Annotated in this window: 26 protein-coding genes; 7 read left to right on the top strand and 19 right to left on the bottom strand. The window is 67.2% G+C overall.

Features of this window, described 5'->3' with window-relative positions:
• Positions 1-119: 119 nt before the first annotated feature.
• From ftsH to NDN01_RS23030, 7 genes are all read right to left on the bottom strand, one after another.
• A complete protein-coding gene (gene ftsH, locus NDN01_RS23060; RefSeq protein WP_272624455.1) occupies positions 120-2,081 on the bottom strand; it encodes an ATP-dependent zinc metalloprotease FtsH in 1,962 nt (653 codons plus the stop codon).
• Positions 2,082-2,159: 78 nt separating this feature from the next.
• Complete coding sequence (gene tilS / locus NDN01_RS23055) at positions 2,160-3,179, bottom strand: tRNA lysidine(34) synthetase TilS (RefSeq protein ID WP_272624453.1); 1,020 nt, start codon at positions 3,177-3,179, stop codon at positions 2,160-2,162.
• Positions 3,180-3,234: 55 nt separating this feature from the next.
• Positions 3,235-4,248 carry a hypothetical protein gene (locus tag NDN01_RS23050; protein WP_272624451.1) on the bottom strand — a complete coding sequence of 338 codons (1,014 nt, stop codon included), beginning with the start codon at positions 4,246-4,248 and terminating at the stop codon, positions 3,235-3,237.
• A gap of 61 nt (positions 4,249-4,309) precedes the next feature.
• Positions 4,310-5,266, bottom strand: coding sequence for a helix-turn-helix domain-containing protein (locus NDN01_RS23045; RefSeq protein WP_272624450.1), 957 nt, complete (start codon positions 5,264-5,266; stop codon positions 4,310-4,312).
• Between the two features lie 109 nt (positions 5,267-5,375).
• Complete coding sequence (ptsP, locus tag NDN01_RS23040; protein ID WP_272624448.1) at positions 5,376-7,646, bottom strand: phosphoenolpyruvate--protein phosphotransferase; 2,271 nt, start codon at positions 7,644-7,646, stop codon at positions 5,376-5,378.
• A gap of 199 nt (positions 7,647-7,845) precedes the next feature.
• Positions 7,846-8,868, bottom strand: coding sequence for a Holliday junction branch migration DNA helicase RuvB (gene ruvB / locus NDN01_RS23035; RefSeq protein WP_272624446.1), 1,023 nt, complete (start codon positions 8,866-8,868; stop codon positions 7,846-7,848).
• Between the two features lie 133 nt (positions 8,869-9,001).
• Positions 9,002-9,667, bottom strand: coding sequence for an RcnB family protein (locus NDN01_RS23030; protein ID WP_272624444.1), 666 nt, complete (start codon positions 9,665-9,667; stop codon positions 9,002-9,004).
• Between the two features lie 242 nt (positions 9,668-9,909).
• Here NDN01_RS23030 and NDN01_RS23025 point away from each other — a divergent pair, with 242 nt between their 5' ends.
• Positions 9,910-10,812: a 2-hydroxyacid dehydrogenase gene (locus tag NDN01_RS23025; protein ID WP_272624442.1), complete on the top strand. Its 903-nt coding sequence runs from the start codon at positions 9,910-9,912 to the stop codon at positions 10,810-10,812.
• Between the two features lie 48 nt (positions 10,813-10,860).
• Here NDN01_RS23025 and NDN01_RS23020 read toward each other — a convergent pair whose 3' ends face one another.
• The 6 genes from NDN01_RS23020 to NDN01_RS22995 all read right to left on the bottom strand — a co-directional run bounded on the left by NDN01_RS23020 (position 10,861) and on the right by NDN01_RS22995 (position 14,142).
• A complete protein-coding gene (locus NDN01_RS23020) occupies positions 10,861-11,163 on the bottom strand; it encodes an antibiotic biosynthesis monooxygenase family protein (protein ID WP_272624440.1) in 303 nt (100 codons plus the stop codon).
• Positions 11,160-11,753, bottom strand: a complete 594-nt coding sequence (gene ruvA / locus NDN01_RS23015; RefSeq protein WP_272624438.1) for a Holliday junction branch migration protein RuvA — start codon at positions 11,751-11,753, stop codon at positions 11,160-11,162. Before ruvA ends, NDN01_RS23020 begins: the two co-directional genes overlap by 4 nt.
• 139 nt (positions 11,754-11,892) lie before the next feature.
• The gene (ruvC, locus tag NDN01_RS23010; RefSeq protein WP_272624436.1) at positions 11,893-12,384 is read right to left on the bottom strand and encodes a crossover junction endodeoxyribonuclease RuvC; all 492 of its coding nucleotides are present in this window, start codon (positions 12,382-12,384) and stop codon (positions 11,893-11,895) included.
• Between the two features lie 130 nt (positions 12,385-12,514).
• The gene (locus tag NDN01_RS23005) at positions 12,515-13,258 is read right to left on the bottom strand and encodes a YebC/PmpR family DNA-binding transcriptional regulator (protein WP_272624434.1); all 744 of its coding nucleotides are present in this window, start codon (positions 13,256-13,258) and stop codon (positions 12,515-12,517) included.
• An 86-nt stretch (positions 13,259-13,344) separates the two neighbouring features.
• Entirely contained in the window at positions 13,345-13,584 is a 240-nt protein-coding gene (locus NDN01_RS23000; protein ID WP_272624432.1) for a DUF2312 domain-containing protein, read from the bottom strand.
• A gap of 261 nt (positions 13,585-13,845) precedes the next feature.
• Positions 13,846-14,142 (bottom strand): DUF1244 domain-containing protein, encoded by a 297-nt coding sequence (locus NDN01_RS22995; protein ID WP_272624431.1) that lies wholly within the window; start codon positions 14,140-14,142, stop codon positions 13,846-13,848.
• A 75-nt stretch (positions 14,143-14,217) separates the two neighbouring features.
• Here NDN01_RS22995 and pyk point away from each other — a divergent pair, with 75 nt between their 5' ends.
• Complete coding sequence (pyk, locus tag NDN01_RS22990; RefSeq protein WP_272624429.1) at positions 14,218-15,675, top strand: pyruvate kinase; 1,458 nt, start codon at positions 14,218-14,220, stop codon at positions 15,673-15,675.
• On the opposite strand, the gene NDN01_RS22985 is transcribed toward pyk, so the two are convergent.
• The 4 genes from NDN01_RS22985 to ykgO all read right to left on the bottom strand — a co-directional run bounded on the left by NDN01_RS22985 (position 15,672) and on the right by ykgO (position 17,449).
• Entirely contained in the window at positions 15,672-16,067 is a 396-nt protein-coding gene (locus NDN01_RS22985) for a type II toxin-antitoxin system VapC family toxin (RefSeq protein WP_272624427.1), read from the bottom strand. The two genes, pyk and NDN01_RS22985, sit on opposite strands and share 4 nt — an antisense overlap.
• Positions 16,064-16,348, bottom strand: coding sequence for a type II toxin-antitoxin system Phd/YefM family antitoxin (locus NDN01_RS22980; RefSeq protein ID WP_272624425.1), 285 nt, complete (start codon positions 16,346-16,348; stop codon positions 16,064-16,066). The genes NDN01_RS22985 and NDN01_RS22980 overlap by 4 nt, the downstream gene beginning before the upstream one ends.
• Positions 16,349-16,703: 355 nt before the next feature.
• The gene (locus tag NDN01_RS22975) at positions 16,704-17,321 is read right to left on the bottom strand and encodes an HAD family hydrolase (RefSeq protein ID WP_272624423.1); all 618 of its coding nucleotides are present in this window, start codon (positions 17,319-17,321) and stop codon (positions 16,704-16,706) included.
• Between the two features lie 2 nt (positions 17,322-17,323).
• Positions 17,324-17,449, bottom strand: a complete 126-nt coding sequence (gene ykgO / locus NDN01_RS22970) for a type B 50S ribosomal protein L36 (RefSeq protein WP_004210176.1) — start codon at positions 17,447-17,449, stop codon at positions 17,324-17,326.
• A gap of 148 nt (positions 17,450-17,597) precedes the next feature.
• On the opposite strand from ykgO, the gene NDN01_RS22965 reads away from it, so the two are divergent.
• Together NDN01_RS22965 and NDN01_RS22960 are read left to right on the top strand one after the other, a co-directional pair.
• Positions 17,598-18,203 carry a DUF4136 domain-containing protein gene (locus NDN01_RS22965; protein ID WP_336298323.1) on the top strand — a complete coding sequence of 202 codons (606 nt, stop codon included), beginning with the start codon at positions 17,598-17,600 and terminating at the stop codon, positions 18,201-18,203.
• Positions 18,200-19,318, top strand: a complete 1,119-nt coding sequence (locus NDN01_RS22960; RefSeq protein ID WP_272624421.1) for a M14 family metallopeptidase — start codon at positions 18,200-18,202, stop codon at positions 19,316-19,318. Before NDN01_RS22965 ends, NDN01_RS22960 begins: the two co-directional genes overlap by 4 nt.
• Positions 19,319-19,411: 93 nt before the next feature.
• On the opposite strand, the gene NDN01_RS22955 is transcribed toward NDN01_RS22960, so the two are convergent.
• Positions 19,412-20,134, bottom strand: a complete 723-nt coding sequence (locus NDN01_RS22955; protein WP_272624419.1) for a dienelactone hydrolase family protein — start codon at positions 20,132-20,134, stop codon at positions 19,412-19,414.
• 109 nt (positions 20,135-20,243) lie between these two features.
• Between NDN01_RS22955 and gpmA the strand changes: the two genes are divergently transcribed.
• The 3 genes from gpmA (at position 20,244) to NDN01_RS22940 (ending at position 22,595) form a co-directional block, all read left to right on the top strand.
• Positions 20,244-20,930, top strand: a complete 687-nt coding sequence (gene gpmA, locus NDN01_RS22950) for a 2,3-diphosphoglycerate-dependent phosphoglycerate mutase (RefSeq protein WP_272624417.1) — start codon at positions 20,244-20,246, stop codon at positions 20,928-20,930.
• A 100-nt stretch (positions 20,931-21,030) separates the two neighbouring features.
• Positions 21,031-21,516: a 5-(carboxyamino)imidazole ribonucleotide mutase gene (purE, locus tag NDN01_RS22945; RefSeq protein ID WP_272624416.1), complete on the top strand. Its 486-nt coding sequence runs from the start codon at positions 21,031-21,033 to the stop codon at positions 21,514-21,516.
• The gene (locus tag NDN01_RS22940) at positions 21,513-22,595 is read left to right on the top strand and encodes a 5-(carboxyamino)imidazole ribonucleotide synthase (protein WP_272624415.1); all 1,083 of its coding nucleotides are present in this window, start codon (positions 21,513-21,515) and stop codon (positions 22,593-22,595) included. The genes purE and NDN01_RS22940 overlap by 4 nt, the downstream gene beginning before the upstream one ends.
• A gap of 57 nt (positions 22,596-22,652) precedes the next feature.
• Here the strand turns inward: NDN01_RS22940 and NDN01_RS22935 are convergent, their stop codons facing one another.
• On the bottom strand, positions 22,653-22,952 hold the full coding sequence (locus tag NDN01_RS22935; RefSeq protein ID WP_272624414.1) for a hypothetical protein: 300 nt from the start codon (positions 22,950-22,952) through the stop codon (positions 22,653-22,655).
• Positions 22,953-22,969 lie beyond the last annotated feature (17 nt).

The raw sequence follows: 22,969 nt of genomic DNA, 5'->3' as shown, positions 1-22,969 counted from the left end.
GGGCCATCGGGCGGGCCCGGCACGCCAGCCTCGCCCTAGAAAAAGCCGGCGGCCGCAAGATGCAGCCGCCGGCCTGAAACGATGGAAATCTGGCCTCGTGCGCCTTGCGGCGCCCCGTCTTACGCGCCTTGCGGCGCCGGGGTGCCGAACGGACCCTTGGGCCGCCGCGTGCGCGGGATCGAGGTGCCGCCGGCCGGGACCGGCGGCCCCTTGGGACCGCTGTCGATCCGGCCGATTTCCTCGCCGGCGATCAGCTTCTTGATCTCGTCGCCCGACAGCGTCTCATATTCGAGCAGCGCGCCGGCCAGCAGGTGAAGCTGGTCGAGATGAGTCGACAGCAGTTCCTTGGCGCGGTTGAGACCGCCTTCGACGATCGTCTTGATCTCGTCGTCGATCAGCTGCGCGGTCTGGTTCGACATGCGCACCGGGCGGCTCGACGAATAGCCAAGGAAGCTCTCGCCCTCGGGCTCGGCATATTCGAGCGGGCCGAGCTTGTCCGACATGCCCCAGCGCGTGACCATGTCGCGGGCCAGGCCGGTTGCATATTGGATGTCGCTCGACGCACCCGACGAAACCTTGTCATAGCCGAAGATCACTTCCTCGGCGACGCGCCCGCCCATCGAAACGGCGAGGTTCGCGTACATCTTGTCGCGGTGATAGCTGTAGGAATCGCGTTCCGGCAGCCGCATGACCATGCCGAGGGCACGGCCGCGCGGGATGATCGTCGCCTTGTGGATCGGGTCCGACGCCGGCTCGTGCAGCGCGACGATGGCGTGCCCGGCCTCGTGATAGGCCGTCATGCGCTTCTCATCCTCGGTCATCACCATTGAGCGCCGCTCGGCGCCCATCATGACCTTGTCCTTGGCCTCCTCGAACTCGGCCATGGCGACGAGGCGCTTGCCCTTGCGCGCCGCGGTCAGCGCCGCCTCGTTGACGAGGTTGGCGAGATCGGCGCCCGAAAAACCCGGCGTGCCGCGCGCGATGGTCCGCGCGTCGACGTCAGGCGCCAGCGGCACCTTCTTCATATGGACCTGGAGAATCTTCACCCGGCCCTCGATATCTGGGCGCGGCACCACGACCTGGCGGTCGAAGCGGCCCGGGCGCAGCAGCGCCGGGTCGAGCACGTCGGGGCGGTTGGTCGCGGCGATGATGATGATGCCTTCGTTCGCCTCGAAGCCATCCATCTCGACCAGAAGCTGGTTCAGCGTCTGTTCGCGCTCGTCGTTACCGTTGCCCAGTCCGGCGCCGCGATGGCGGCCGACCGCGTCGATTTCGTCGATGAAGACGATGCACGGCGCGCTCTTCTTCGCCTGTTCGAACATGTCGCGCACGCGGCTGGCGCCGACGCCGACGAACATCTCGACGAAGTCGGAGCCCGAAATGGTGAAGAAGGGCACGCCCGCCTCACCCGCGATGGCGCGGGCGAGCAGCGTCTTGCCGGTGCCGGGCGAGCCGACCAGCAGCGCGCCCTTGGGGATCTTGCCGCCGAGACGGGCGAACTTGGTCGGGTCCTTCAGGAATTCGACGATCTCCTGAAGCTCCTCGCGCGCCTCGTCGATGCCGGCGACGTCGTCGAAGGTCACCTTGCCCTCGCGCTGGGTCAGCATCTTCGCGCGGCTCTTGCCGAAGCCCATCGCGCCCGAACCGGAATTCTTCTGCATCTGGCGCAGGACGAAGAAGGCGATGCCGAGGAACAGCAGGAAGGGCAGCGACTGGACCAGCAGATACTGCCAGATCGGCGGGCCTTCTTCCGGCTTCGCCGTGATCGTCACGTTCTTTTCGCGCAGGCGATCGGTCAGGCGCGGATCGGACGGCGCATAGGTGCGGAACTTGGTCGTATCCTTCAGCGTGCCGGTGATCACCTCGCCCGCGACGTTGACGTCCTGCACCGTGCCGGCCTCGACCTTGTCGAGGAACGCCGAATAGGGGATCGTGCTGCTTGCCGCAGGCTGGGTCCGGCCGTCGATCAGCGTCACGAACAGCGCCAGCGCGACGAGGATGCCGACCCAGATCAACAGGCTCTTCATCCAGGGATTGCCGCCCCCGTTATCCGGGCTCTGCTGCTTCTCATTGTCGTTCATGGGTGTCCGGTACCTTTCAGGGTACAAGATAAGCGGTGCGAGGTTAATGGCAATGGAACAACGCAATGCTTTCGTTGATCAGTGTGATCGGCGCGGCGGGGCTTCACGAAAATGCCATAGATCGCCTTTTGCCGAGGCCATCACGCCCGCCTGCGTGCCGGCTTTCCCGGATTCGAGCGCGTCGAGCAGCGATTCGATGTTGGTCGCGCGGGACCAGTTCCCCCTCTTCCCGCCCTTCATCTCCAGAACATGCTCGATCGCCATCCGGGCGAGATAGCGGCGGACGGCGCGGGGCAGGCCCGATACGTCGAGCGTCGCCTCGAACTCGTCCGAAGGCAGCGCCCGTTCCCGCCACAGCCATTGGCTGATCGCGACCAGATCGGCATCGACGTCCGCCAGCCACGTGGCCGAACGCCCGATCCGGACTGGATCGATCCAGGGCGCCCCGGCCAGCAGCCGGCGGAACCGCGTCCGGTCGAAACGATCATCGTCATTGCTGGGATCGTCGACGAACGGCAGCCCGGCCGCCCCCGCGAGCGCGACCAGTTCGTTGTGACGCCAGCCGAGCAGCGGCCTGAGCAGCAGCAATCGCGCGGGTGCCTCTTGGGCCGGCACCTCCATCTCCTGCCGCGCCCGCACTGCCGCCAGTCCGGAAAGGCCCGCCCCCCGCGCCGCGCGCATCAGGAAGGTTTCGGCCTGGTCGTCGGCATGATGCGCGGTAGAGAGCGTGAGCGCCCCCGCCTCGGCCGCCCAGCGCCGCAGCAGGGCATAGCGCTCCTGCCGCGCCCAGGACTGGATATTGTCGCCAGCTTCCGGAGGAACAGGGATGCGCAGGATTTCGTGGGGGATCGCCGCGCCGGCGCAATAGCCGGCCACCATCGCCGCCTCGTCCGCCGACTCGGCCCGCAAACCATGGTCGACCGTCGCGGCGATGGCCTGTCCGGGAAAGGCGGCGGCGGCCAGCGCCAGCAACGCCATGCTGTCGGGTCCGCCGGAAACCGCCAGCGCGACCCGCTCGTTCGATGCCAGGGCACGCCCCAGCACCGCCTCGAAATCCTGCCGGAATCTTTCGACCGATGCTGTGTCCGGCGCGCTCACGCGCACCGGGCCTAGCGTGATCCCGGCCGGCGCCGGGGGGAGCCGCCGGGGCAGGTCACTTGCACTTCGCCTCGGTACGGCCACGGGCGATGTCCGCCTTCATCGTCGCGCCGATCTTCGCGTCATAGACGTCGCTCAGCTCGCCATAGACCTTGCAGGCATCGGCCGGCTTGCCGAGCTTCATCAGCGCCTGCGCCAGATAATAGAGGCTGTCCGGCGCGCGCTCGCCATCGGGCATCTTCTTGTAATTGTCGTAGAAGGCGATCGAGGCGAGCGAGGGCTTGCCCTCGTCGAGATAGGAGCGGCCGAGCAGGTTCTGCGCATAGCTGGCGCGCTTGTGCTTGGGATAGGTGGTGACGACCTTCTTCAGCTGAGTCTCGGCCTCGGGGTAGAATTGGCCCTGCCACAGGCGATAGCCGTAGAGATAGGCGTCCTCGGCCGGATCGTCGGTCACCGGCTTCTCGATCGCCGCGATCTTTTCGGCACGGGCCGGGTCCTTGGGTGCCGTCGCGGGCGCCGTCCCCGGCTTGGTGGCCGGGGGCGTGACGGGCGGCTTGGCACCGGGCGCAGGCTTGGGCGTCGATGGCGTGGTGGTACCGCCGGCGGCCGGCACCGTGGTCGGGCCGGTGCCGAACGGCGCGCTCGCGCCCGAGGTCGACGAAGCATTGTCCTCGAGCACCCGCAGTCGCGCGTCGATCGTGCGCTTGTAGGTGTTGAACGCGTCCTCGACCTGCTGGATCCTGTGCTGGTTCGTCTCGATCTGGCCGGTCATCGTGGTCATCTGCGCCTCGAGCGCGTTCACCCGTGCGTCGAGATCGGCGACCGGGCTCTCAGCCGGGCTGCCGGGGATGACCTGGCTTGGCGCGGCCGGGTTGATCTCGGGCTGGACATATTGGTCCCGCCCGCCCGGGAAGACCTTGCGCTGCACCGCGCGCATCTCGCTCTCGAGCCGGCCGACACGGCCCTCGATCGCCGTCTGGGCATGCGCGATCCCGGGCGCCAGGCCGAAGCCCGCCACCAGCATCGCCCCGGTCACCATCGTTCTCGCCATCATCAGAAACTTGCGCATAGACACCCCCCGGTGCGTTGGATTGCCGGGTATAGCTGACACCATCATCCTGTCGCCAGCCTTAAGGAGCAGTGGTCGGGGCAGGCGTCGGCGCGAAGGCCGGCGGCGGAGGCGGCGCGGCGGCCGGCGCGGCGGCCGGCGCCGCTTCGGGCGTGCTCCGGGCGCGCGGCGTCCGCGGCGCCGTCCGGGTCGCTGGCGACGTCGTCCCCACGGCAGCGCCCGGCGTCGCCGATGGCGTCGGCAGCGGCGTGCCGTTGGCGCGGGCCTGGAGCGCCGCGGCGCCGATCGGCACGTCCTTGATCGCGACCTTGCCGTCGCCGAGCGGCGCCACCTGCGACCCGTTGAGCAGCACCTGGAGCTTGTCGGGCCTGCCGATATTGATCATCGGATTGTTGGCGTCGGCCGGCACGTCATAGCGGTCGCCCGCTTTCAGCGTGTTCTCGTAGAGCGTCTTGCCGCTCGCATCGTAGATCCGCATCCACACTTCGTCGGTGGCGGCCAGCGTCACCTGCCCGGCCGTGGCCGGGGTCGGCGCCGCGACGGGCGCGGCCTGACTCTGGTCCACCGCCTCGATCGGTGCCGGCGCCGGAGCCTCCTCGCCACGGAACCAGTTGGTGCCGTACCACAGGCCAACCCCGATCAGCAGCAGCACCGCGAGCACGCCGGTGACCAGCGCGATGCCGCCGGTCGGCACGCGCGACGATTCGGTCACTTCATAGGCTTCATATTCGGTGCGCCGGACCGTCTGGTCGTTCTGGCCACGCACGTCGCGCGCGATCGCGACCTCATCGGCGCCGACCGCCCGGGCATAGGCCTTGGCGAAGCCGACCGAATAGGTGATCGACGGCAGCGCCGCGAAATTGCTCGTTTCCACCGCTTCGAGCTGGCGGATCGGGATACGGGTGCGTGCCGCGATCTCGGCGAGCGACAGGCCCTGTGCCTCTCGCGCCTCGCGCAGGCGTTCGCCCGCGGTCTTGGGGAACAGAGTCGCTTCTTCGCCGGGATCGGTGTCAGTCATGCTCTTCTCCGGCGAGGCAGGTTGCGCCCTATATATGATCCTGCGCCGCCGCGTGTCTCACAAAGCGCTAGGCACCTGTCAACGTCTCGTCGCGCCACCCGTCACGCTATCATGCCAGTTCGACGCCGGTTTTCGCGGCCCAGGCGGTCAGCGCCCCGCGCATGTCGCGCGGCGGCCTGCTGAGCAGCGTGTCCATATGGGCGACCAGAGCGGCCCGGTCGAGCGAACGCACCATCGCCTTGATCGGCCCGACCGCCGCCGGGGTGATCGACAGCCGGTCGATGCCGAGCCCGATCAGCGCCATCGCCTCGAGCGGTCGCCCGCCCATCTCGCCGCACACCGCGAGCTGCACGTTCGCCGCGCGCGTCGGCCCGACCAGGCGGCGCAGGAAGCGCAGGATCGCCGGGCTCAGCCAGTCGTACCGCTCGGCCAGCCGGGGATTCGCCCGGTCGGCGGCGAACAGGAACTGGGTCAGGTCGTTGGTGCCGACCGACAGGAAATCGATATTCGGCAGCAGCAGGTCGAGCTGCTCGGCCAGCGCCGGCACCTCGAGCATCGCGCCATAGCGGATCTCGGCCGGCAGCTTGCGCCCGCGCGCGCCCATCCAGTCGCGCTGCGCCTCGAACAGCGCGCGTGCCTCGTCGAACTCCCAGGGTTCGGAAACCATCGGGAACATCACGCTGAGCGTCCGCCCCGATGCCGCCTCGAGCAACGCGCGCGCCTGCACCTTCATCAGCCCCCCGCGATCGAGCGCAAGCCGCAGCGCGCGCCACCCCATCGCCGGATTCTCCTCGTCGGCGTCTTCCTTGTTGAGATAGGGTAGCGCCTTGTCGCCGCCGATATCGACGGTGCGGAAGATCACCGGGCGGTCGCCCGCCGCATCGAGCACGTCCCGGTACAGCCGCTGCTGCCGCTCGCGCGCCGGCAGAGTCGCCGAGACGAGGAACTGGAATTCGGTACGGAACAGCCCGATCCCGTCGGCGCCGGTCAGGTCGAGCGCCGCCACATCGTCGCGCAGGCCGGCATTGACCATCACCATCACCCGGTGATCGTCCCTGGTGACGGGCGCCTCGGTCTTCAGCGCGGCAAAGGCGGCGCGGCGCTTCTGGCGCAACCCCAGCTTGGTCTCGAACGCCTCCTCCATCGCGGCGGAGGGGCGCGCGAACACATTGCCCTCGGTCACGTCGAGCAGCAGCAGGTCGCCCTCGCCGATCAGCCGGCGCACGCTCTTCACGCGGCCGAGCACGGGCACGCCCATCGCCCGCGCGACGATGGTGACGTGAGCGGTCAGCGAGCCCTCTTCAAGGACGACGCCCTTCAGGCGCCTGCGATCATATTCGAGCAGTTCGGCCGGACCAAGGTTGCGCGCGATCAGGATGGCATCCTGCCTGAGGCCCATCTGCGCCGCGGTGCCCATCTGGCCCGAGACGATCCGGAGCAGCCGGTTGGAGAGGTCCTCCAGGTCGTGCATCCGGTCGGCGAGCAGCGGGTCGTCGATCTGGCGCATGCGCATGCGGGTGCGCTGCTGCACGCGCTCGATCGCCGCCTCCGCGGTCAGGCCTGAATCGATCGCCTCGTTGATCCGGCGGCTCCAGCCCTCGTCATAGGCGAACATCTTGTAGGTCTCGAGGACCTCCTCATGCTCGCCGCCGACGCCGAATTCGGCCTGGGCCGAGATTCGCTCGATCTGCTCGCGCATCTTGTCGAACGCGGCATAGACCCGGTGGCGTTCCGCCTCGACATCCTCGGCCACGGTATGCTCGATGGTGATGCGCGGCTGGTGATACACGGCATAGCCCGACGCCATGCCATCGACCAGCTTCAGCCCCGGCGCGCGAATCGCCGCGGTCGATTGCGGGCGCGCCGCGGCGGCCCCGCCCGCATCGGCCAGGTCGGCATTGGCGATCAGCTCGCTCAATACCATGGCGACAGTCTGCAGGGCCTCGATCTCGACATCGTCATATTTATGGGGATCGGCATGCTGAACGCACAAGACGCCCACCGCACGTTCGCGTCGGATGATCGGAACGCCGGCGAAGCTGTGGAATTTCTCCTCGCCGGTCTCGGGCTTGTAGGCGAAATCGGGATGGGCGGCCGCCTCGTCGAGGTTGAGCGTCTCCACCTCCTGCGCGATGGTGCCGACCAGCCCCTCGCCCATCGCGAGCTTGGTGACGTGCACCGCCTCCTGCGCCAGCCCGCGCGTGGCGTAGAGTTCGAGCACCCCGTCGCGCAGCAGGTAGATCGAGCAGACCTCGCTCGACATCGCCTCCCCGACGATCTGCACCACCGAGTTGAGCTTCGCCTGCGCCGCGGTGCGCGACGCCATCACATCGTGGAGGCGGACAAGGATCTCACGAGCGGAAGCGGCGGCGCTGGGCATGCTTCGGCGCTATCAGATTGTGAGGGGCTGGGCCACAATGCTGCGCAACAAGAAACACCGATCCGGAAAGAAGCCCATCCCGGGCGGATCGGCATTCATGACCGGCCCGTCGGTGGCGCAATGTGATTCGCGCGGAGGCGCCGAGGTCGCGGAGAAGGTCCAGTTAGCCATCGCGCCAATGAGGTGAATGTTGATCCAGCTAGTCGAACAATCCGTCCTGGCTGTCAGCCGGCGGGTTGAGCCCGAGATGCTTCCAGCCGCCGGCATTGAGCATCCGGCCCCGCGCCGTGCGCGCGATCAGGCCGAGCTGGATGAGATAGGGCTCGATCACTTCCTCGACCGTGTCGCGCGGCTCGCTGAGGCCCGCCGCGAGGGTCTCGACACCGACCGGGCCGCCGCGATAGACGTCGGCGATCATCATCAGATAGCGCCGGTCCATCGCGTCGAGCCCGAGCTTGTCGACCTCGAGCCGGTTGAGCGCCCCGTCCGCCGCCACCGCATCGACCGTCGCGCGGCCGGCGACATTGGCGAAATCACGCACGCGCCGGAGCAGGCGTCCCGCGATGCGCGGCGTGCCACGCGAGCGCCGCGCGATCTCGTGCGCGCCGTCCGGCGAAACATGCAGGTCGAGCAGCGTGGCCGCCCGGGTCACCACTTTCTCCAGCTCGTCCACGGTGTAGAAGTGGAGCCGAACGGGGATGCCGAACCGGTCGCGCAACGGCGTGGTCAACAGCCCCTGCCGCGTCGTCGCGCCGACCAGGGTGAAGCGCGGCAGATCGATCCGCACCGAGCGTGCCGAAGGCCCCTCGCCGATCATCAGGTCAAGCGCGCGATCCTCCATCGCTGGATAGAGCACCTCCTCGACGGCGGGCGCGAGCCGGTGGATCTCGTCGATGAAGAGGACGTCGCCATCCTCCAGATTGGTCAGCAGCGCGGCGAGATCGCCCGATTTGGCGATGACCGGGCCGGACGTGGCGCGGAAACCCACGCCCATTTCACGCGCGATGATCTGCGCCAGCGTGGTCTTGCCGAGACCGGGCGGGCCGAAGAACAGGACATGATCGAGCGCGTCGCCGCGCGATCTGGCAGCCGCGATGAAGACGCGCAGATTCTCCCGCGCGGCCTTCTGCCCGACAAAATCGTCGAGCGTCTTCGGGCGCAGCGCCGCGTCGATATCCTCGGGCTTGCGCGCTGGCGTCAGGAGGCGGTCGCTGTCGTTCACGATACCGGCGATAGCCCGCCGATGCCGAACCGGGCAAGGCGCGACTTGCCACCCGGCGACGGCGCCCGCAGGACCGGATCGTCAGGCCGGGCCGGCATTCCCGGAGGAACACGCGGCCCGGCCATCGGACAGGTCAGTAGAAGGCGCCGTAGATCACGTCCACGACGCGCCCGCTACGCTGCTGGACCAGCAGCAGATCGGGCCCGTAGCGCACCCAGCGATATCCCGGCGGCGGGGCGCCGACGCCGAGCCTGTCCCAGGAATTATAATAATAGGCGGTCGACAGGAAGATCGCCGGCAGCAGCGCGCCGATCGACCAGCGGCGATAGCCATAGCCGCGCGGATAGCGGAATGACGGCCCATGGACTGGACGGAAATTCGGCGGCCGTCCGGCGCCCGGCCGGTGCTGGCCCGGTCCGCCAAAGCCCGGACGCGGCGGTTGCGGCCGTGGCGGCCTCCCATGGTCGCCACCCGGACGGGGCGGCTGGATCTGCGGACCACCGGGACGCGGAGGCCGTACCTCTGGCCTGCCGGGTCTGGGCGGCTGGACTTCCGGCCTGCCCGGGCGCGGCGGCTGAATCTGCGGCCCGCCGGGTCGGGGTGGCTGGACTTGCGGACCACCTGGACGGGGCGGCTGGACCTGCGGGCCGCCGGGGCGTGGAGGCCTGACGTGCGGGCCGTTCTGGTTCGGGCGTTCCTGCCCGGGCCGGTCGCGTCCCGGCGGCGCGTCCTGTTGCGCCAATGCGAGATCGGGCAGGATCAGCAGCAGGCTGGTCGTGACCAAGAGAAGCCGTTTCATTCGTCTCTCCCCAACATCATGGACTCGGGTTCGAACGATTTCAGCGCGACGCAACCTCCGGGCGTCATTGAAAAACCCCGCGGACACGGGAAAACCGAGCGACAAGCCGCTCGCCAGAACCCATACCGAGCCTAGGCCTGCCCGGATCGCCCGACAAGTATGTTCTCCGTCATCTTCCCGGGTGCGATCCGCCATGCCCGCAGGCTCTGGGCGACGTCGCGCGCCTATCCTATAGGAAGGCGATGAACGACCTTCCCGACCTGTATCTTCCGGCCGCGATGGCTGGTCCCCTGATGGACGAACTGGCCAGGCGTTTCAGCATTCACCGCGACGATCCGCCCTCGACGACCCGCGCGATCGTCGGCGGCGGCTCGGTGAAGGTGGACCAGGCCCTGCTCGACAGGCTGCCCGCCCTGGAAATCATTTCGGTCAACGGCGTCGGCCATGAACGGATCGATCTGGACGCGATGCGCGCACGCGGCGTTCGCGTCACGACGACGCTCGACATCCTGACCGACGATGTCGCCGATCTTGCGATCGGGCTGATGCTGGCGGTCGACCGGCGGATCGCCTTCAACGACCGGGTGATCCGCGACGGGGGATGGACCGTGCCGCTGGGCCGCAGGTCGAGCGGGCGGCGGATCGGCATCTTCGGCTTCGGCACGATCGGCCAGGCCATCGCCCGCCGCGCGGCGGTGTTCGCGAGCGAGGTCCTCTATACCGCGCGGCACGAGCGGCCCGACTCCGGCTATCGCTTCGTCCCCGATATCGGCGCGCTGGCCGAAGCGTGCGACACGCTGATCCTGATCGCTCCCGGCGGCGACGCGACCCGAAACATCGTCGACGCATCGGTCCTGGCGAAGCTCGGCAAGGACGGCGTGCTGATCAACGTCGCGCGCGGCAGCCTGGTCGACGAACCGGCGCTGATCGCCGCGCTGGCCGACGGCGTCATCGCCGGCGCCGGCCTCGACGTCTTCGCGGACGAACCCCATGTTCCGGAAGCGCTCAGGGGCATGGATCAGGTCGTGCTGGTACCCCACCAGGGCAGTGCCACGGTCGAAAGCCGCACCGAGATGGCGGCATTGGTGGTGGCCAATCTCGACGCGCATTTCGCCGGCAAGCCGTTGCTGACACCGATCGTCTGAACCGAAGCATCGTCCTCTCCCTCGGTCGAACGGAGAGGGGTTCGGGCACTATTCGTCATGGACCTCGTAATGGGTGACGTGCGGTTCAAGCTCGATCAGGAAATCCCGGTCGAAATCATAATATTTGGCGACCTCATGGTCATCGCCGGCGAATCCCTTGATCGCGTCCAGATCGGGCCAGAAACTCAGCATCTGGAAATGCACGACGTCGCCCTCGGCGCGATGAAGGCACCAGGCGCCGCGATTTCCAGGTGTCGATCGATAGTCCGGAAGGGCCACTTCGCGCATCCGCGCGAGATAGGCTTCAGCCCTGTCGGCCGGAACGGCCCCGTGCCACAGCCTGGCGATCAAGCCCGCGACGCCTTTCTGAGCGCGAGGCGCACCAGCGCATCGAGGCTGGCGCCGGCACCCAGTTCCTCCTCCGCCGCAGCCACCGCCGCGCTCGCCTCGGCCGGACGAAACCCCAGGTTGAGCAATGCCGAGACCGCGTCAGCGCCCGCGCCGGTCACCGCGACCGGCGTCGCGCCACCGATCGCGACCGCGCCGATCTTGTCCTTGAGCTCGCGCACGATCCGTTCCGCCAGCTTGGGGCCCACGCCATTGGCGCGCGCCACCATCGCCTTGTCCTGCGCCGCGATCGCGCGGCTCAGGTCGGACGGGTCGAGCGCCGAAAGGATCGCCAGGGCGACACGCGCGCCGACGCCCTGAACGCCGGTGAGCAACCGGAACCAGTCGCGCTCGCCGGAGGTGGCGAAGCCGACCAGGCGGATGAAATCCTCGCCCACCAGCATTTCAGTGTGAAGCATCGCGGCCTCGCCGACCGGGCCGATCGCCGCCAGCGTCTTCGACGACGCGCCGACCAGATACCCGACGCCGCCGACATCGATCACGGCATTGTCGATGCCGAGGGAGTCGAGGCGGCCTTTAAGATGGGCGATCATTGGGTGATGTGGCTCTATCCGTCATGCCGGACCTGTTCCGGCATCCACCGGGCAGCAAGTGCCGTGCGTCGTTCGTATGCGGCACGATGGACCCCGGAACAAGCCTGTCTCGAGCGTGTCGAGAGGCCCGGGATGACGGTCAGGCGAGCGGCACCCGTCGCGCGCTCGCCACATGATGCGCGTGGCAGATCGCCACCGCCAGCGCATCGGCCGCGTCCGCGCCGTCGACCTTCACCCCCGGCAACAGCCGCGCGATCATCGCATGGACCTGCGCCTTTTCGGCGGCACCGGTGCCGACCACCGCCTTCTTCACCAGCCGCGCCGCATATTCGCCGACATCGATGCCGGACCGTGCGACGGCGCACAGCACCACGCCGCGCGCCTGGCCCAGCTTCAGGGTCGATTGCGGATTGGCATTGACGAACACCTCCTCGACCGCAGCCGAATCCGGCGCATGATCGACGATCAGCGCGCCCAGCATCGCATCGAGATGCGCGAGCCGGCGCGGCAGCGCTGCGGCGCTGTCGGTCTTCAACCGGCCATTGGCAAGGTGCGACAGCCGGTTGCCCTCGGCGCGGATCAGCCCCCAGCCGGTCGTGCCGAGCCCGGGGTCGAGGCCCAGGATGATCACTTCTGTTCCCCCTCCCGCTTGCGGGAGGGGGTTGGGGGGTGGGCGCCCGGCCACCGCAAGCGATCCGCTTGAGGAAAGCGCGAGCCCACCCCTCGGTCCCCTCCCGCGAGCGGGAGGGGAGGAAGGAAGGTCACCCTAATTTCTCCAGCACGGCATCGGGCACGTCATAATTGCCCCACACCTGCTGCACGTCATCATCGTCGTCGAGGACATCGATCAGCTTGAACAGCAGCCCGGCATCGTCCTCGCCGACCTCGACCATCGTCTGCGGCTTCCAGGCGAGCTTGGCGCCCTCCGGCTCGCCGAGCACCGGGGTCAGCGCCTTGACCACCTCGTGCAGCGCCTCGTTCGAGGTCCAGATCTCATGGCCGTCATCACCCGAGTCGACATCCTCGGCCCCCGCCTCCAGCGCCGCCTCGAACACCTTGTCGGCGTCCCCCGCGCTCGCCGGATAGGAGATCAGGCCCATCCGGTCGAAGCCGTGGCTCACCGATCCGCTCGCGCCGAGATTGCCGCCATTCTTGGAAACGGCGGTGCGCACATTGGTCGCGGTGCGGTTGCGGTTGTCGGTCAGCGCCTCGATGATCAGCGAGACGCCGCCGGGGCCGAAACCCTCATAGCGGACCTCTTCGTAATTCTCCCCGTCGCCCCGCTCGGCCTTGTCGATCGCGCGCTGGATATTGTCCTTGGGCATCGACTGCGCCTTGGCGGCGTTGACCGCCGCGCGCAGGCGCGGGTTCATGTCCGGATCGGGCGTGCCCATCTTCGCCGCGACGGTGATTTCGCGGCTGAGCTTGGAGAAGGCGGCGGACCGTTTCTTGTCCTGCGCGCCCTTGCGGTACATGATGTTCTTGTATTTGGAATGGCCTGCCATGGGTCTCTCGATGTGCCCTGATGTCGTTGGACCGCGTTAGAAGATAATGGGGCGGTTCGACAAGCTGGGCCGGCCGAACCCTTCCCTCAGTCCAGTCCGAGCGCCGTCTTGTAGGTTTCGAGCAGCATCTCCGCCTCGTCGCGGTGGTGCTTCTCCATCTTGCGCAGCTTCACGATCGTCCGGATCGTCTTCACGTCGAAGCCGTTCGATTTGGTCTCCGCATAGACGTCCTTGATATCGTCGGCGATGCCCTTCTTCTCTTCCTCGAGCCGCTCGATCCGCTCGATGAAGAGGCGAAGCTGGTCGGCGGCGATCACGTCGGACATGGGAACTCCTTGATTGAATGTCGGCCATCTGCGCCGAGCGATTGACTGTCGGCCGTTCGTGCCGAGCGGGGTCGAATCAGGTCGGGGACCCGTATCGAAGCCCCGTAACGAAACGTCGCAACGAAACGTCGTTCCCTGCGGGGCCTGTCCTCGATACGCCATGTCGACAAGCTCAACGGCTACGCAGGACGAACGGTTTGGAGGAGCCGCATAGCCGCCGATCGGCCACCCGTCACCCCCCAAGCTCACGCATTCCCGGGCTCAGCCATTCTTCGCGACGCTCTCGGCCATCCGGGCAAGCTGTTCGGGTGTCGCCTCGCCCTGATGCGCCGCCTTCCACTGCGCATAGGGCATGCCATAGATCGCCTCCCGCGCGCCCTCCCGGTCGAGCGCGCCGTCCGACGCCTCCTGCACCCAGTCCGACAGGCAGTTGCGGCAGAATCCGGCCAGCCCCATCAGGTCGACATTCTGCGCATCGGCCCTGTGGCGCAGGTGAAGGACGAGCCGCCGGAACGCCGCTGCCGCCACCGCATCGTCGATCGCATTCAAATCCGCCATTTCGCACGCTCCAAGGTTGATCGGGCGGAGATAGGAGTTAGAGCCTTCCCGGCACAAGCCGAGGAAAACGCTGTCATGACGAAGGCCATCAGTCCCCGATCGCGCAAGGTGCGCGTGCTCGCGACATTGGGGCCCGCAAGCAACAGCGCCGAGATGATCGGCAAGCTGTTCGAGGCGGGCGCCGACGCCTTTCGCGTCAATATGAGCCATGGCGACCAGGCGTCGAAGGTGGCGGTGATCGAGGCGATCCGCAGCCTCGAAAAGAAATATGGCCGGCCGACGACGATCCTCGCCGATCTCCAGGGCCCCAAACTGCGCGTCGGCAAGTTCGAAGGCGGCCGGACCGAGCTGGTCACCGGATCGACCTTCATCCTCGACCGCGACAAGACGCCCGGCGACGCGACTCGCGTCGAGCTGCCCCACCGCGAGATCTTCGAGGCGATCGAGGTCGGCGCACGCCTGCTGCTGGACGACGGCAAGCTGGTGCTGCGCGTCGAAAGCCATGAGGCGAAGAAGATCGTCACCACCGTGGTGGTCGGCGGCACGCTGTCCAACAACAAGGGGCTGAACGTCCCCGACGTGGTCCTGCCGATGGCGGCGCTGACCGAGAAGGATCGCAGCGACCTCGCCTTCGCGATCGACCAGGGCGTCGACTGGATCGCCCTGTCATTTGTCCAGCGGCCCGAGGATCTCGCGGAGGCCCGCAAGCTGATTCAGGGCAAGGCGGCGCTGATGGCCAAGATCGAGAAACCGTCGGCGATCGAACGGCTTGAGGAGATTGTCGAGCATTGCGACGGCGTGATGGTCGCGCGCGGCGATCTCGGCGTCGAGCTGCCGCCCGAATCGGTGCCGCCTTTGCAAAAGCGCATCGTCGAGACCGCGCGCCGGCTCGGCCGCCCGGTGGTCGTCGCGACCCAGATGCTCGAATCGATGATCACCGCGCCGACCCCGACCCGCGCCGAAGTGTCCGACGTGGCGACCGCCGTCTATGACGGTGCCGACGCGATCATGCTGTCGGCCGAGAGCGCCGCAGGTGCCTGGCCGATCGAATCGGTCGCGATGATGAATTCGATCGGCGAGGCGGTCGAGCGCGACCCGATGCACGGCGACCGAATCCATTTCACCGTCACCCGGCCCGACCCGACCACCGCCGACGCGCTGGCCGAATCCGCCAAGAACATCGCCGCGACCGTCACGGCGGCGGCGATCATCTGCTTCACTTCGTCGGGCTCGACCGCGCGTCGCGTCGCGCGCGAGCGGCCCTCGGTGCCGCTGCTGGTGCTGACCCCCAAGATCGAGGCCGCCCGTCGGCTCGGCCTGCTGTGGGGCACCCACGCGGTGCACACGCGCGACGTCGAATCGTTCGAGGATATGGTCGCCAAGGCAAAGCGCATGGCCCTGCGCCACAATATCGCCAAGGCCGGCGACCGCGTGATCATCATCGCCGGCGTGCCGTTCCGCACCCCCGGTTCGACCAACGTGCTGCACGTGGTGCGGGTGACCGGCGACGAGCTGAAGGGCTATGGGAGCTAGGGCGTGATCGCCAGCGGGTGCCCGACCAGCAGGCGGTCGCGGGTCAGGAGCCTTGCGCCGAGTTGCCCGGCATGGACCAGCAGCATCTCGTCGAACGGATCCTTGTGCGGAATCGGAGGGTCGAGCGGCCCAGCACAGTCTTCGCCGGTCAGCGGCACCATTTCGATGCCGTTCTGCATCACATAACCCACTGCGGCTTCAGGACTTGCCATCCCTCTCGGATGGCCGTTCCGATCGAGGATGTTCCATTTCAACCTGATCTCCCAGATCACGACCGGCGAGACCAACAAGGCGACATCGCTCCGCCCCAGCAACTCAAGCTCCGCAAGACTCAACCGTCCGCGATCTTGCATCATCCACAGCAGAAAATGCGTATCGAGCAGCAGCTTCACTTGCGCGTCGGATCCCAATCGTCGCCGATGCCCAATACCTCCCGACTGAAGGCGGGATCATTGAACGACTCCATCCATTCATTATCGAGAGTCACTTGCTCGATGCCCAGTTCCTTGCGGACTTGCTCAGCACGCTCCCAGTCGAACCCCTTCTTCACTGGCGGCGCCACCAGTTCGGCGACGGGCTTGCCGTTCTTGGTGATGGTTACCCGTTCCCCGCGCTCGACCGCAGCGAGCGCGGCGGCGAACTGGGCTCGAGCCTCGCGAACCGACATTTCCATGACCGCCTCCAAATATGTACACGGTGTACACAAATGTGCCGTTACTGACAAGCAACCCCGATTCAACGCCGGCGCGGATCATGAGAGCGTGGCGCGGTCCGCAAGCCGGGCCGCTCTTTGACATGACTGGACAATGTTGGACGATGTCGGCGCGATTCCGGGCGCCGCCCACGCGGAAAACCAGCGCTGTTTTCGACCCGTTTCCTCGCCTTTTTCCGCTGTTACGCGATAACAGGGAAACGCAGGCCAACCTGCTGGAATCACCCGCGTAAATCAGGTCGAAAGTCCAACATAACAGCGGAAGAAAAACGGGGCCGGCCGTAACAACGGAAAATCCGAGTCGCTGTTGGACGGCTCAGGCCGGCAGCAGCCCCAGCCCGGCCAGCTGCGCGCGCAACGTTGGCGCGTCGATGAACTCCAGGCCGCGCATGCCGACCCCGTTGGCCGCCGCGACATTGTCGGCGCGGTCGTCGATGAACACCGCCTCGCTCGCCTCCAGCCCGAATCGGTCGAGCGCTAGGTGGTAGATCGCCGGATCGGGCTTCACCAGCCGCTCGTCGCCCGAGACGACGATGTCGCGGAACCGGTCGAAGACCGCCGCTTCGCGCGCGCGGAAAGGCTTCCAGAATTCGCCGGAAAAATTGGTGATCGCAAAAAGCGGCACGCCGGCCGAATCGATCTCGGCGACCAGGTCCGCCATGCCCGGCAGCATGCCCGGGATCGTCTCGCTGAAGCGCGGCCCCCACAGCGCGATCATGTCGGCATAATGGGGATAGGCGGCGCTCAGCTCAGCCGAGGTCTCGGCGAAGGAGCGACCCTCGTCATGCTGGAAATGCCATTCCTTGGTCGCGACATCGCGCAGGAACGCATCGAGCGCCCGACCGTCACCGATCAGGCGCTCGTAGAGGAACCGGGGGTTCCAGTCATACAGGACGTTGCCGACGTCGAAGACGACAGCGGCAGGACCCGTCACCTTCAGCCCTGGCGGGCCTTGAAGCGGCGGTTCGTCTTGTTGATGACATAAGTGCGGCCACGGCGGCGGATCACGCGGTTGTCGCGGTGACGCCCCTTGAGCGACTTCAGGGAATTGCGGATCTTCATGATCGATTCGCTTCTTTGATTCTCGGGTTTTGGAAAGAGGCGCCCGCATATGGACGAGAGGTGCGCAAGTCAACCCGGGCGACACGGAAGACGGAAAGGTCTATCGGTCGTAGCGGGGGCGTGGCGACGGATTCGAAGGATGGCATTTATGATGAAGGCACGTGGATTGTTCATCGCACTGGCGGCCACGGGCCTTTCGGGCTGCGCCGCCACGGGCAGCGCGCCGGTGCAGGTGACGCGATTCCATCTCGGCGCGCCGCTTGAGCGCGGCACCGTGACGGTGGAGCCGATGACCGGTGACGCACCGGCGAGCCTCGAGTTCAGCGTCTATGCGAGCGCGGTGCAGGCCGAACTGCTGCAGCAGGGCTATACCGCGCCCGAGCCCCATGTGACCGCGCAGTACCTCGCCGTCGTCGGCGTCAACCGCACCACGCTGGAAGGGGCGCCACGCCGTTCCCCGTTCACCGTCGGGATCGGCGCCGGCGGTGGCGGCGGCTATGGCGGCGGGGTCGGCGTCGGTGGCGGCGTCTCCTTTCCCATCGGAAAGGCGCGGTCGCGTTATGTGACCGCGAGCCAGATGTCGGTGCAGATCCGTCGGCGCAGCGACGGCACGGTGGTGTGGGAAGGCCGTGCGCAGACCCGCGACGACGACAAGGGCCCCGGCGCGCAGACCAGCGTCGCTGCAACCAAATTGGCCCATGCATTGTTCCTGGGCTTCCCCGGCGAATCCGGCCGTTCTATCACGATCAAATGAGCATTCAGATCAACGCCGCCTTCGACGGCGGCAATATCCGCCTGGTCGCCATCACCGGAGACCGCATCGACCTGGAGATCGCGCAGGATCACCAGTCCGATTTCTTCCAATGGTTCTATTTCCGCGTCGCCGGGGCGAAGGGACGCAAGATCACCTATCGCATCGTGAATGCGGGTTCCTCGGCCTATCCCTTCGGCTGGCCGGGCTACAAAACGCGCGTGTCGACCGACCGCATCGACTGGCGGATGATCGAGACGCGCTATGCCGACGGCGTGCTTGAGTTCGACTGGGAGGGCGACAGCGAGCTGGTCTGGTTCGCCTATTTCGCGCCCTATACGATGGAGCGCCACGACGCACTGGTCGCCGCGACCGCGCTCCAGCCCGGCGTCATCCATCGCCAGCTCGGCCTGTCGCTCGACGGCCGCGCGATCGACTGTTTCAGCATCGGCGACGGCCCGAAGCAGGTATGGCTTTATGCCCGCCAGCATCCCGGCGAATCCATGGCCGAATGGTGGATGGAAGGCGCGCTGGAGCGCCTGACCGACAGCGGGGATCCCGTCACCGCCACCCTGCTCGCCAAGGCGACCTTCCATGTCGTGCCGAACATGAACCCGGACGGGACCTTTCGCGGCCATCTCCGCACCAACGCAGCCGGCGTGAACCTCAACCGCGAATGGCATACGCCGACGGCGGAGCAGAGCCCCGAAGTGCTGTGCGTGCGCAATGCGATGGACGAGACCGGCGTCGCCTTCGCGATGGACGTTCACGGCGACGAGGCGATCCCCGCCAATTTTCTCGCCGGCTTCGAAGGTATTCCGAGCTGGACCGACGAGCTTGGCGAGAAATATTACGACTTCGCCCGCCGCCTCGCCGCCCACACACCCGATTTCCAGGTCGAGAAGGGCTATGAGAAATCGAGCCCCGGCAAGGCCAACCTCAGCATGTCGACCAACCAGGTCGCCGAGCGCTTCGGCGCGGTGGCGATGACCCTCGAGATGCCGTTCAAGGACCATGATGCGAACGCCGACCCGGAATTCGGCTGGTCGCCGGAGCGCAGCAAGCAGCTCGGCCACTCCTGCCTGGAAGTGCTGGCCGAGGTGATCGACACGATCTGACCGAAGACAATCGCCGTTCGTCCCGAGCAGGGGCTGAGACAAGCCGAAAGGGCTGCTCGGGACGAACGGCGTAGCTGGACCGGCCGGACCGCTTCAGAACAGTTCAGCCAGGAAATCCTTCATCGCCTCCCAGCTCCGCCGGTCGGCGCGTTCCTCATAGGCGACGCCCGGCCGTGTCGACGCCTTCGCCGCCAGGTCGGTGAAGGCATGGCCCGCATTGCCATAAGCGTGGATCTGCCAGTCGGCCTTGCCCTCGGCCAGTTCCCGGCCCAGCGCGACCATCGCGTCGGGCGGTGCCAGCGGGTCCTCCCAGCCATGGCAGACAAGCAGCTTTGGCCCGATCGGCGTGGTGCTGGCGTAGTCCGGCCGGTCGTACACGCCGTGGAAGCTGACCCCGCCCAGGAAATCCAGCCCGGCACGCGCCATGTCGAGCACGCACTTGCCGCCGAAGCAGAAGCCGACCGCCGCGGTCTTCGCCGGATCGACCCGGTCGAAACCTTTCAGCGCGTCGAGCGACGCCCTCAGCCGGTCGCGCAGCAGCACGCGGTCGGCGTTCAGCTCGTTCATATAGACGGCCATGTCGGGGGATTCAGGCGTGGTCCGCTTGCCCTGGCCGAACACGTCGCAGGCGAAGCCGACATAGCCGAGCCCGGCCAGCGCCTCGGCCTTGAGCGTGTCGGCCTCTTTCTGCCCGCGGATGTTGGGCACGACGAGGACGCCGGGCCTGAGCGTTCTCACCTCATCCTCATAGGCGATCACGCCCTCGAAGGGCCCGCCCGGACCTTTGTACACGAGTGTCTGTCGAACGATCGCCATGGCGTTTCTCCTTGCGGCCCGAATGACATGCGCGACGCATGCGCCGCAAGTTGCCTCTCCGCCGCCAATCGCTAGAGACGGGCGCGTCATCGATCGCTTCGGAGAAACCATGCCGACCCTCGTCCTGATCCGCCACGGCCAGTCGGCCTGGAACCTCGAAAACCGCTTCACCGGCTGGTGGGACGTCGACGTGACCGAAAAGGGCGCGGAGGAAGCGCGCGCGGCTGGCCGGCTGATGAAGGAGAAGGGCCTGGATTTCGACCAGACCTTCACTAGCCTGCAGACCCGGGCGATCAAGACGCTCGACCTCGCGCTTGAGGAGATGGGCCGGCTGTGGCTGCCGGTCGAGAAGGACTGGCATCTGAACGAGCGGCATTATGGCGGCCTGACCGGGCTCGACAAGGCAGAGACCGCGGCCAAGCATGGCGACGAACAGGTCCATGTCTGGCGCCGCAGCTTCGACATCCCGCCCCCGCCGCTCGAGCCGGGCAGCGCCTTCGACCTTTCCACCGACCGTCGCTATGCCGGTATCGCGATCCCGTCGACCGAAAGCCTGAAGGACACGATCGCGCGGGTGCTGCCTTATTGGGAGGGCCGCATCGCCCCCGCGCTCGAGGCCGGGCAGCGCGTGCTGATCTCGGCGCACGGCAATTCGCTCCGCGCGCTGGTCAAGCATCTGTCGAACATCCCGGACGATGCGATCACCAGCCTGGAGATTCCGACCGGCCAGCCGATCGTCTATGAACTGGACGAGGCACTGAACGCCACCGACCGCTATTATCTGAGCGAGCGCTGACGTCTTCCAAAACCCCTCCTTCAGGGGGAGGGGCTTTTAGTAAGTTGCCCTCTTTCCTTACCATGGTTAGGAAGCCGCTCCTTCTACCGGGGCACCTCTCATGACGGACCATCCCCTTGTCGGCATCATCATGGGCAGCGCGTCCGACTGGGACACGATGCGCCATACCGCCGACATCCTCGCCGAGCTCGGCGTGCCGCATGAGAGCAAGGTCGTGTCAGCGCACCGCACCCCGCAGCGTCTTTATGACTATGCGGCCCACGCCGAGGTGCGCGGCCTCAAGGTGATCGTCGCCGGCGCCGGCGGCGCGGCGCATCTGCCGGGCATGGCCGCCGCGATGACTCATCTGCCAGTGCTCGGCGTGCCGGTCGAATCCAAGGCGCTGAAGGGCCTGGATAGTCTCTACTCGATCGTCCAGATGCCCGGCGGCATCCCCGTCGGCACGCTCGCGATCGGCAAGCCCGGCGCCAAGAATGCGGGGTTGCTCGCCGCCGCGATCCTCGCCACGCACGATGCGCTGCTGGCCGAGCGCCTCAAGAAATGGCGCGCCGCGCAGACCGACGCCGTGGTGACCGACCCCGAATGACCGGCCCCAGGACACCACTGCCCCCCGGCTCGACCATCGGCATCCTCGGCGGCGGCCAGCTCGGGCGGATGCTCGCGGTGGCAGCGGCGCAGCTCGGCTATCGTACCCAGGTCCTCGCCCCCGACGCCGAGAGCGTCGCTGCACAGACCGCCTCAAGCTTCACCCGCGCCGATTATCACAGCCGTATCGTCCTGGACGAGCTTGCCGCATCGGCCGATGTCGTCACCTATGAATTCGAGAATATCGCGATCGAGCCGATCCGCTATCTCGGGACTCAAGTGCCGGTGCATCCGGCACCCGCAGCGCTCGAGGTCGCACAAGACCGCGCCAGCGAGAAGAGCTTCGTCGACGGGCTCGGCGGCCGCACTGCCCCGTGGCGCAAGGTCACGACCCTTGATGAGCTGAAGCAGGCGCTGGCGGAGATCGGTGCCCCCGCGATCCTGAAGACGCTTCGGCTCGGCTATGACGGTAAGGGCCAGGTCCGTATCCGCACCGCCGACGAGGCGGAGGCGGCTTGGGCCGAGATCGGCGAGCGTCCGGCGATCCTCGAAGGCTTCGTCACCTTCAGTCACGAATTCTCGATTGTCCTCGCCCGCGGCGCCGATGGGGAGATGGTCAGCTATCCGCCGCCCTGGAACGAGCATGTCGACGGCATCCTCGCCCGCTCCTCGCTCCCCGCGCCCGCCGAGATCGCGCGACACTGGGCCGAGGCAGCGGCGCTGGCTGGCCGCGTCGCCGACACGCTCGGCTATGTCGGCGTGCTCACGCTCGAATTCTTCGCGACCGACAAGGGGCCGGTGTTCAACGAAATGGCGCCCCGCGTGCACAATTCCGGGCACTGGACGATCGAGGGCGCCGTCACCTCCCAGTTCGAGAACCATATCCGCGCGATCTGCGGCCTGCCGCTCGGCGACACGGGCCTGATGGCACCGCGCGTCGAGATGGAAAACCTGATCGGCGAGGACGCCAATCGCTGGGCGGAGATCCTGGAGGAACCGGGCGCGCGCCTGCACCTCTATGGCAAGACAGTGCGTCCCGGCCGCAAGATGGGCCATGTGACCCGGCTGGCGCGGGAATGAAAACGGCCCGCCTTCCGGGTGGAAGGCGGGCCGCTTCGTTACACGAGCCGGACGCGATCAGCCGGCGCGCGTGCCCGACATCGGGAAGCTGCCGAACGCGCCGGCGCCGACCGTGCCGGTCAGCGTGTCGCCATCGACCGTCGCGTTGCAGTCAAGGGTCATCGGCATCGGAACGGTGATGTTCATCGTCCAGTGGAGCGCATTGCCGTCCACGGTGCCGGTGACGTCGACCGATCCCATCGCGCCGGTGTTGGTGCCGGTGAAGCTGCCGCCGTCGCTCTTCACGACGAACGTTGCCTTCTGGTCACCGAGCGGCGACTTCACGACCGTATCCCAGGTGCCGTCGACTTCAGCCATGTCTTCTCTCCTGATCC

The sequence above is a fragment of the Sphingomonas sp. QA11 genome (assembly GCF_028473665.1).
Taxonomy (GTDB): Bacteria; Pseudomonadota; Alphaproteobacteria; order Sphingomonadales; family Sphingomonadaceae; genus Sphingomonas; species Sphingomonas phytovorans.
Note: the sequence above shows the minus strand (reverse complement) of the source record. Positions and strands in the feature narration are given on the sequence as shown.

Excerpts from the sequence above, each read along its gene's own strand:
- ftsH (WP_272624455.1), bottom strand. The coding sequence starts at position 2,081 with ATGAACGACAATGAGAAGCAGCAGAGCCCGGATAACGGGGGCGGCAAT.
- NDN01_RS23050 (WP_272624451.1), bottom strand. The coding sequence starts at position 4,248 with ATGCGCAAGTTTCTGATGATGGCGAGAACGATGGTGACCGGGGCGATG.
- NDN01_RS23045 (WP_272624450.1), bottom strand. The coding sequence starts at position 5,266 with ATGACTGACACCGATCCCGGCGAAGAAGCGACTCTGTTCCCCAAGACC.
- ptsP (WP_272624448.1), bottom strand. The coding sequence starts at position 7,646 with ATGCCCAGCGCCGCCGCTTCCGCTCGTGAGATCCTTGTCCGCCTCCAC.
- NDN01_RS23030 (WP_272624444.1), bottom strand. The coding sequence starts at position 9,667 with ATGAAACGGCTTCTCTTGGTCACGACCAGCCTGCTGCTGATCCTGCCC.
- NDN01_RS23025 (WP_272624442.1), top strand. The coding sequence starts at position 9,910 with ATGAACGACCTTCCCGACCTGTATCTTCCGGCCGCGATGGCTGGTCCC.
- ruvA (WP_272624438.1), bottom strand. The coding sequence starts at position 11,753 with ATGATCGCCCATCTTAAAGGCCGCCTCGACTCCCTCGGCATCGACAAT.
- NDN01_RS23005 (WP_272624434.1), bottom strand. The coding sequence starts at position 13,258 with ATGGCAGGCCATTCCAAATACAAGAACATCATGTACCGCAAGGGCGCG.
- NDN01_RS23000 (WP_272624432.1), bottom strand. The coding sequence starts at position 13,584 with ATGTCCGACGTGATCGCCGCCGACCAGCTTCGCCTCTTCATCGAGCGG.
- NDN01_RS22995 (WP_272624431.1), bottom strand. The coding sequence starts at position 14,142 with ATGGCGGATTTGAATGCGATCGACGATGCGGTGGCGGCAGCGGCGTTC.
- pyk (WP_272624429.1), top strand. The coding sequence starts at position 14,218 with ATGACGAAGGCCATCAGTCCCCGATCGCGCAAGGTGCGCGTGCTCGCG.
- NDN01_RS22980 (WP_272624425.1), bottom strand. The coding sequence starts at position 16,348 with ATGGAAATGTCGGTTCGCGAGGCTCGAGCCCAGTTCGCCGCCGCGCTC.
- ykgO (WP_004210176.1), bottom strand. The coding sequence starts at position 17,449 with ATGAAGATCCGCAATTCCCTGAAGTCGCTCAAGGGGCGTCACCGCGAC.
- NDN01_RS22965 (WP_336298323.1), top strand. The coding sequence starts at position 17,598 with ATGATGAAGGCACGTGGATTGTTCATCGCACTGGCGGCCACGGGCCTT.
- NDN01_RS22960 (WP_272624421.1), top strand. The coding sequence starts at position 18,200 with ATGAGCATTCAGATCAACGCCGCCTTCGACGGCGGCAATATCCGCCTG.
- NDN01_RS22955 (WP_272624419.1), bottom strand. The coding sequence starts at position 20,134 with ATGGCGATCGTTCGACAGACACTCGTGTACAAAGGTCCGGGCGGGCCC.
- gpmA (WP_272624417.1), top strand. The coding sequence starts at position 20,244 with ATGCCGACCCTCGTCCTGATCCGCCACGGCCAGTCGGCCTGGAACCTC.
- purE (WP_272624416.1), top strand. The coding sequence starts at position 21,031 with ATGACGGACCATCCCCTTGTCGGCATCATCATGGGCAGCGCGTCCGAC.
- NDN01_RS22940 (WP_272624415.1), top strand. The coding sequence starts at position 21,513 with ATGACCGGCCCCAGGACACCACTGCCCCCCGGCTCGACCATCGGCATC.
- NDN01_RS22935 (WP_272624414.1), bottom strand. The coding sequence starts at position 22,952 with ATGGCTGAAGTCGACGGCACCTGGGATACGGTCGTGAAGTCGCCGCTC.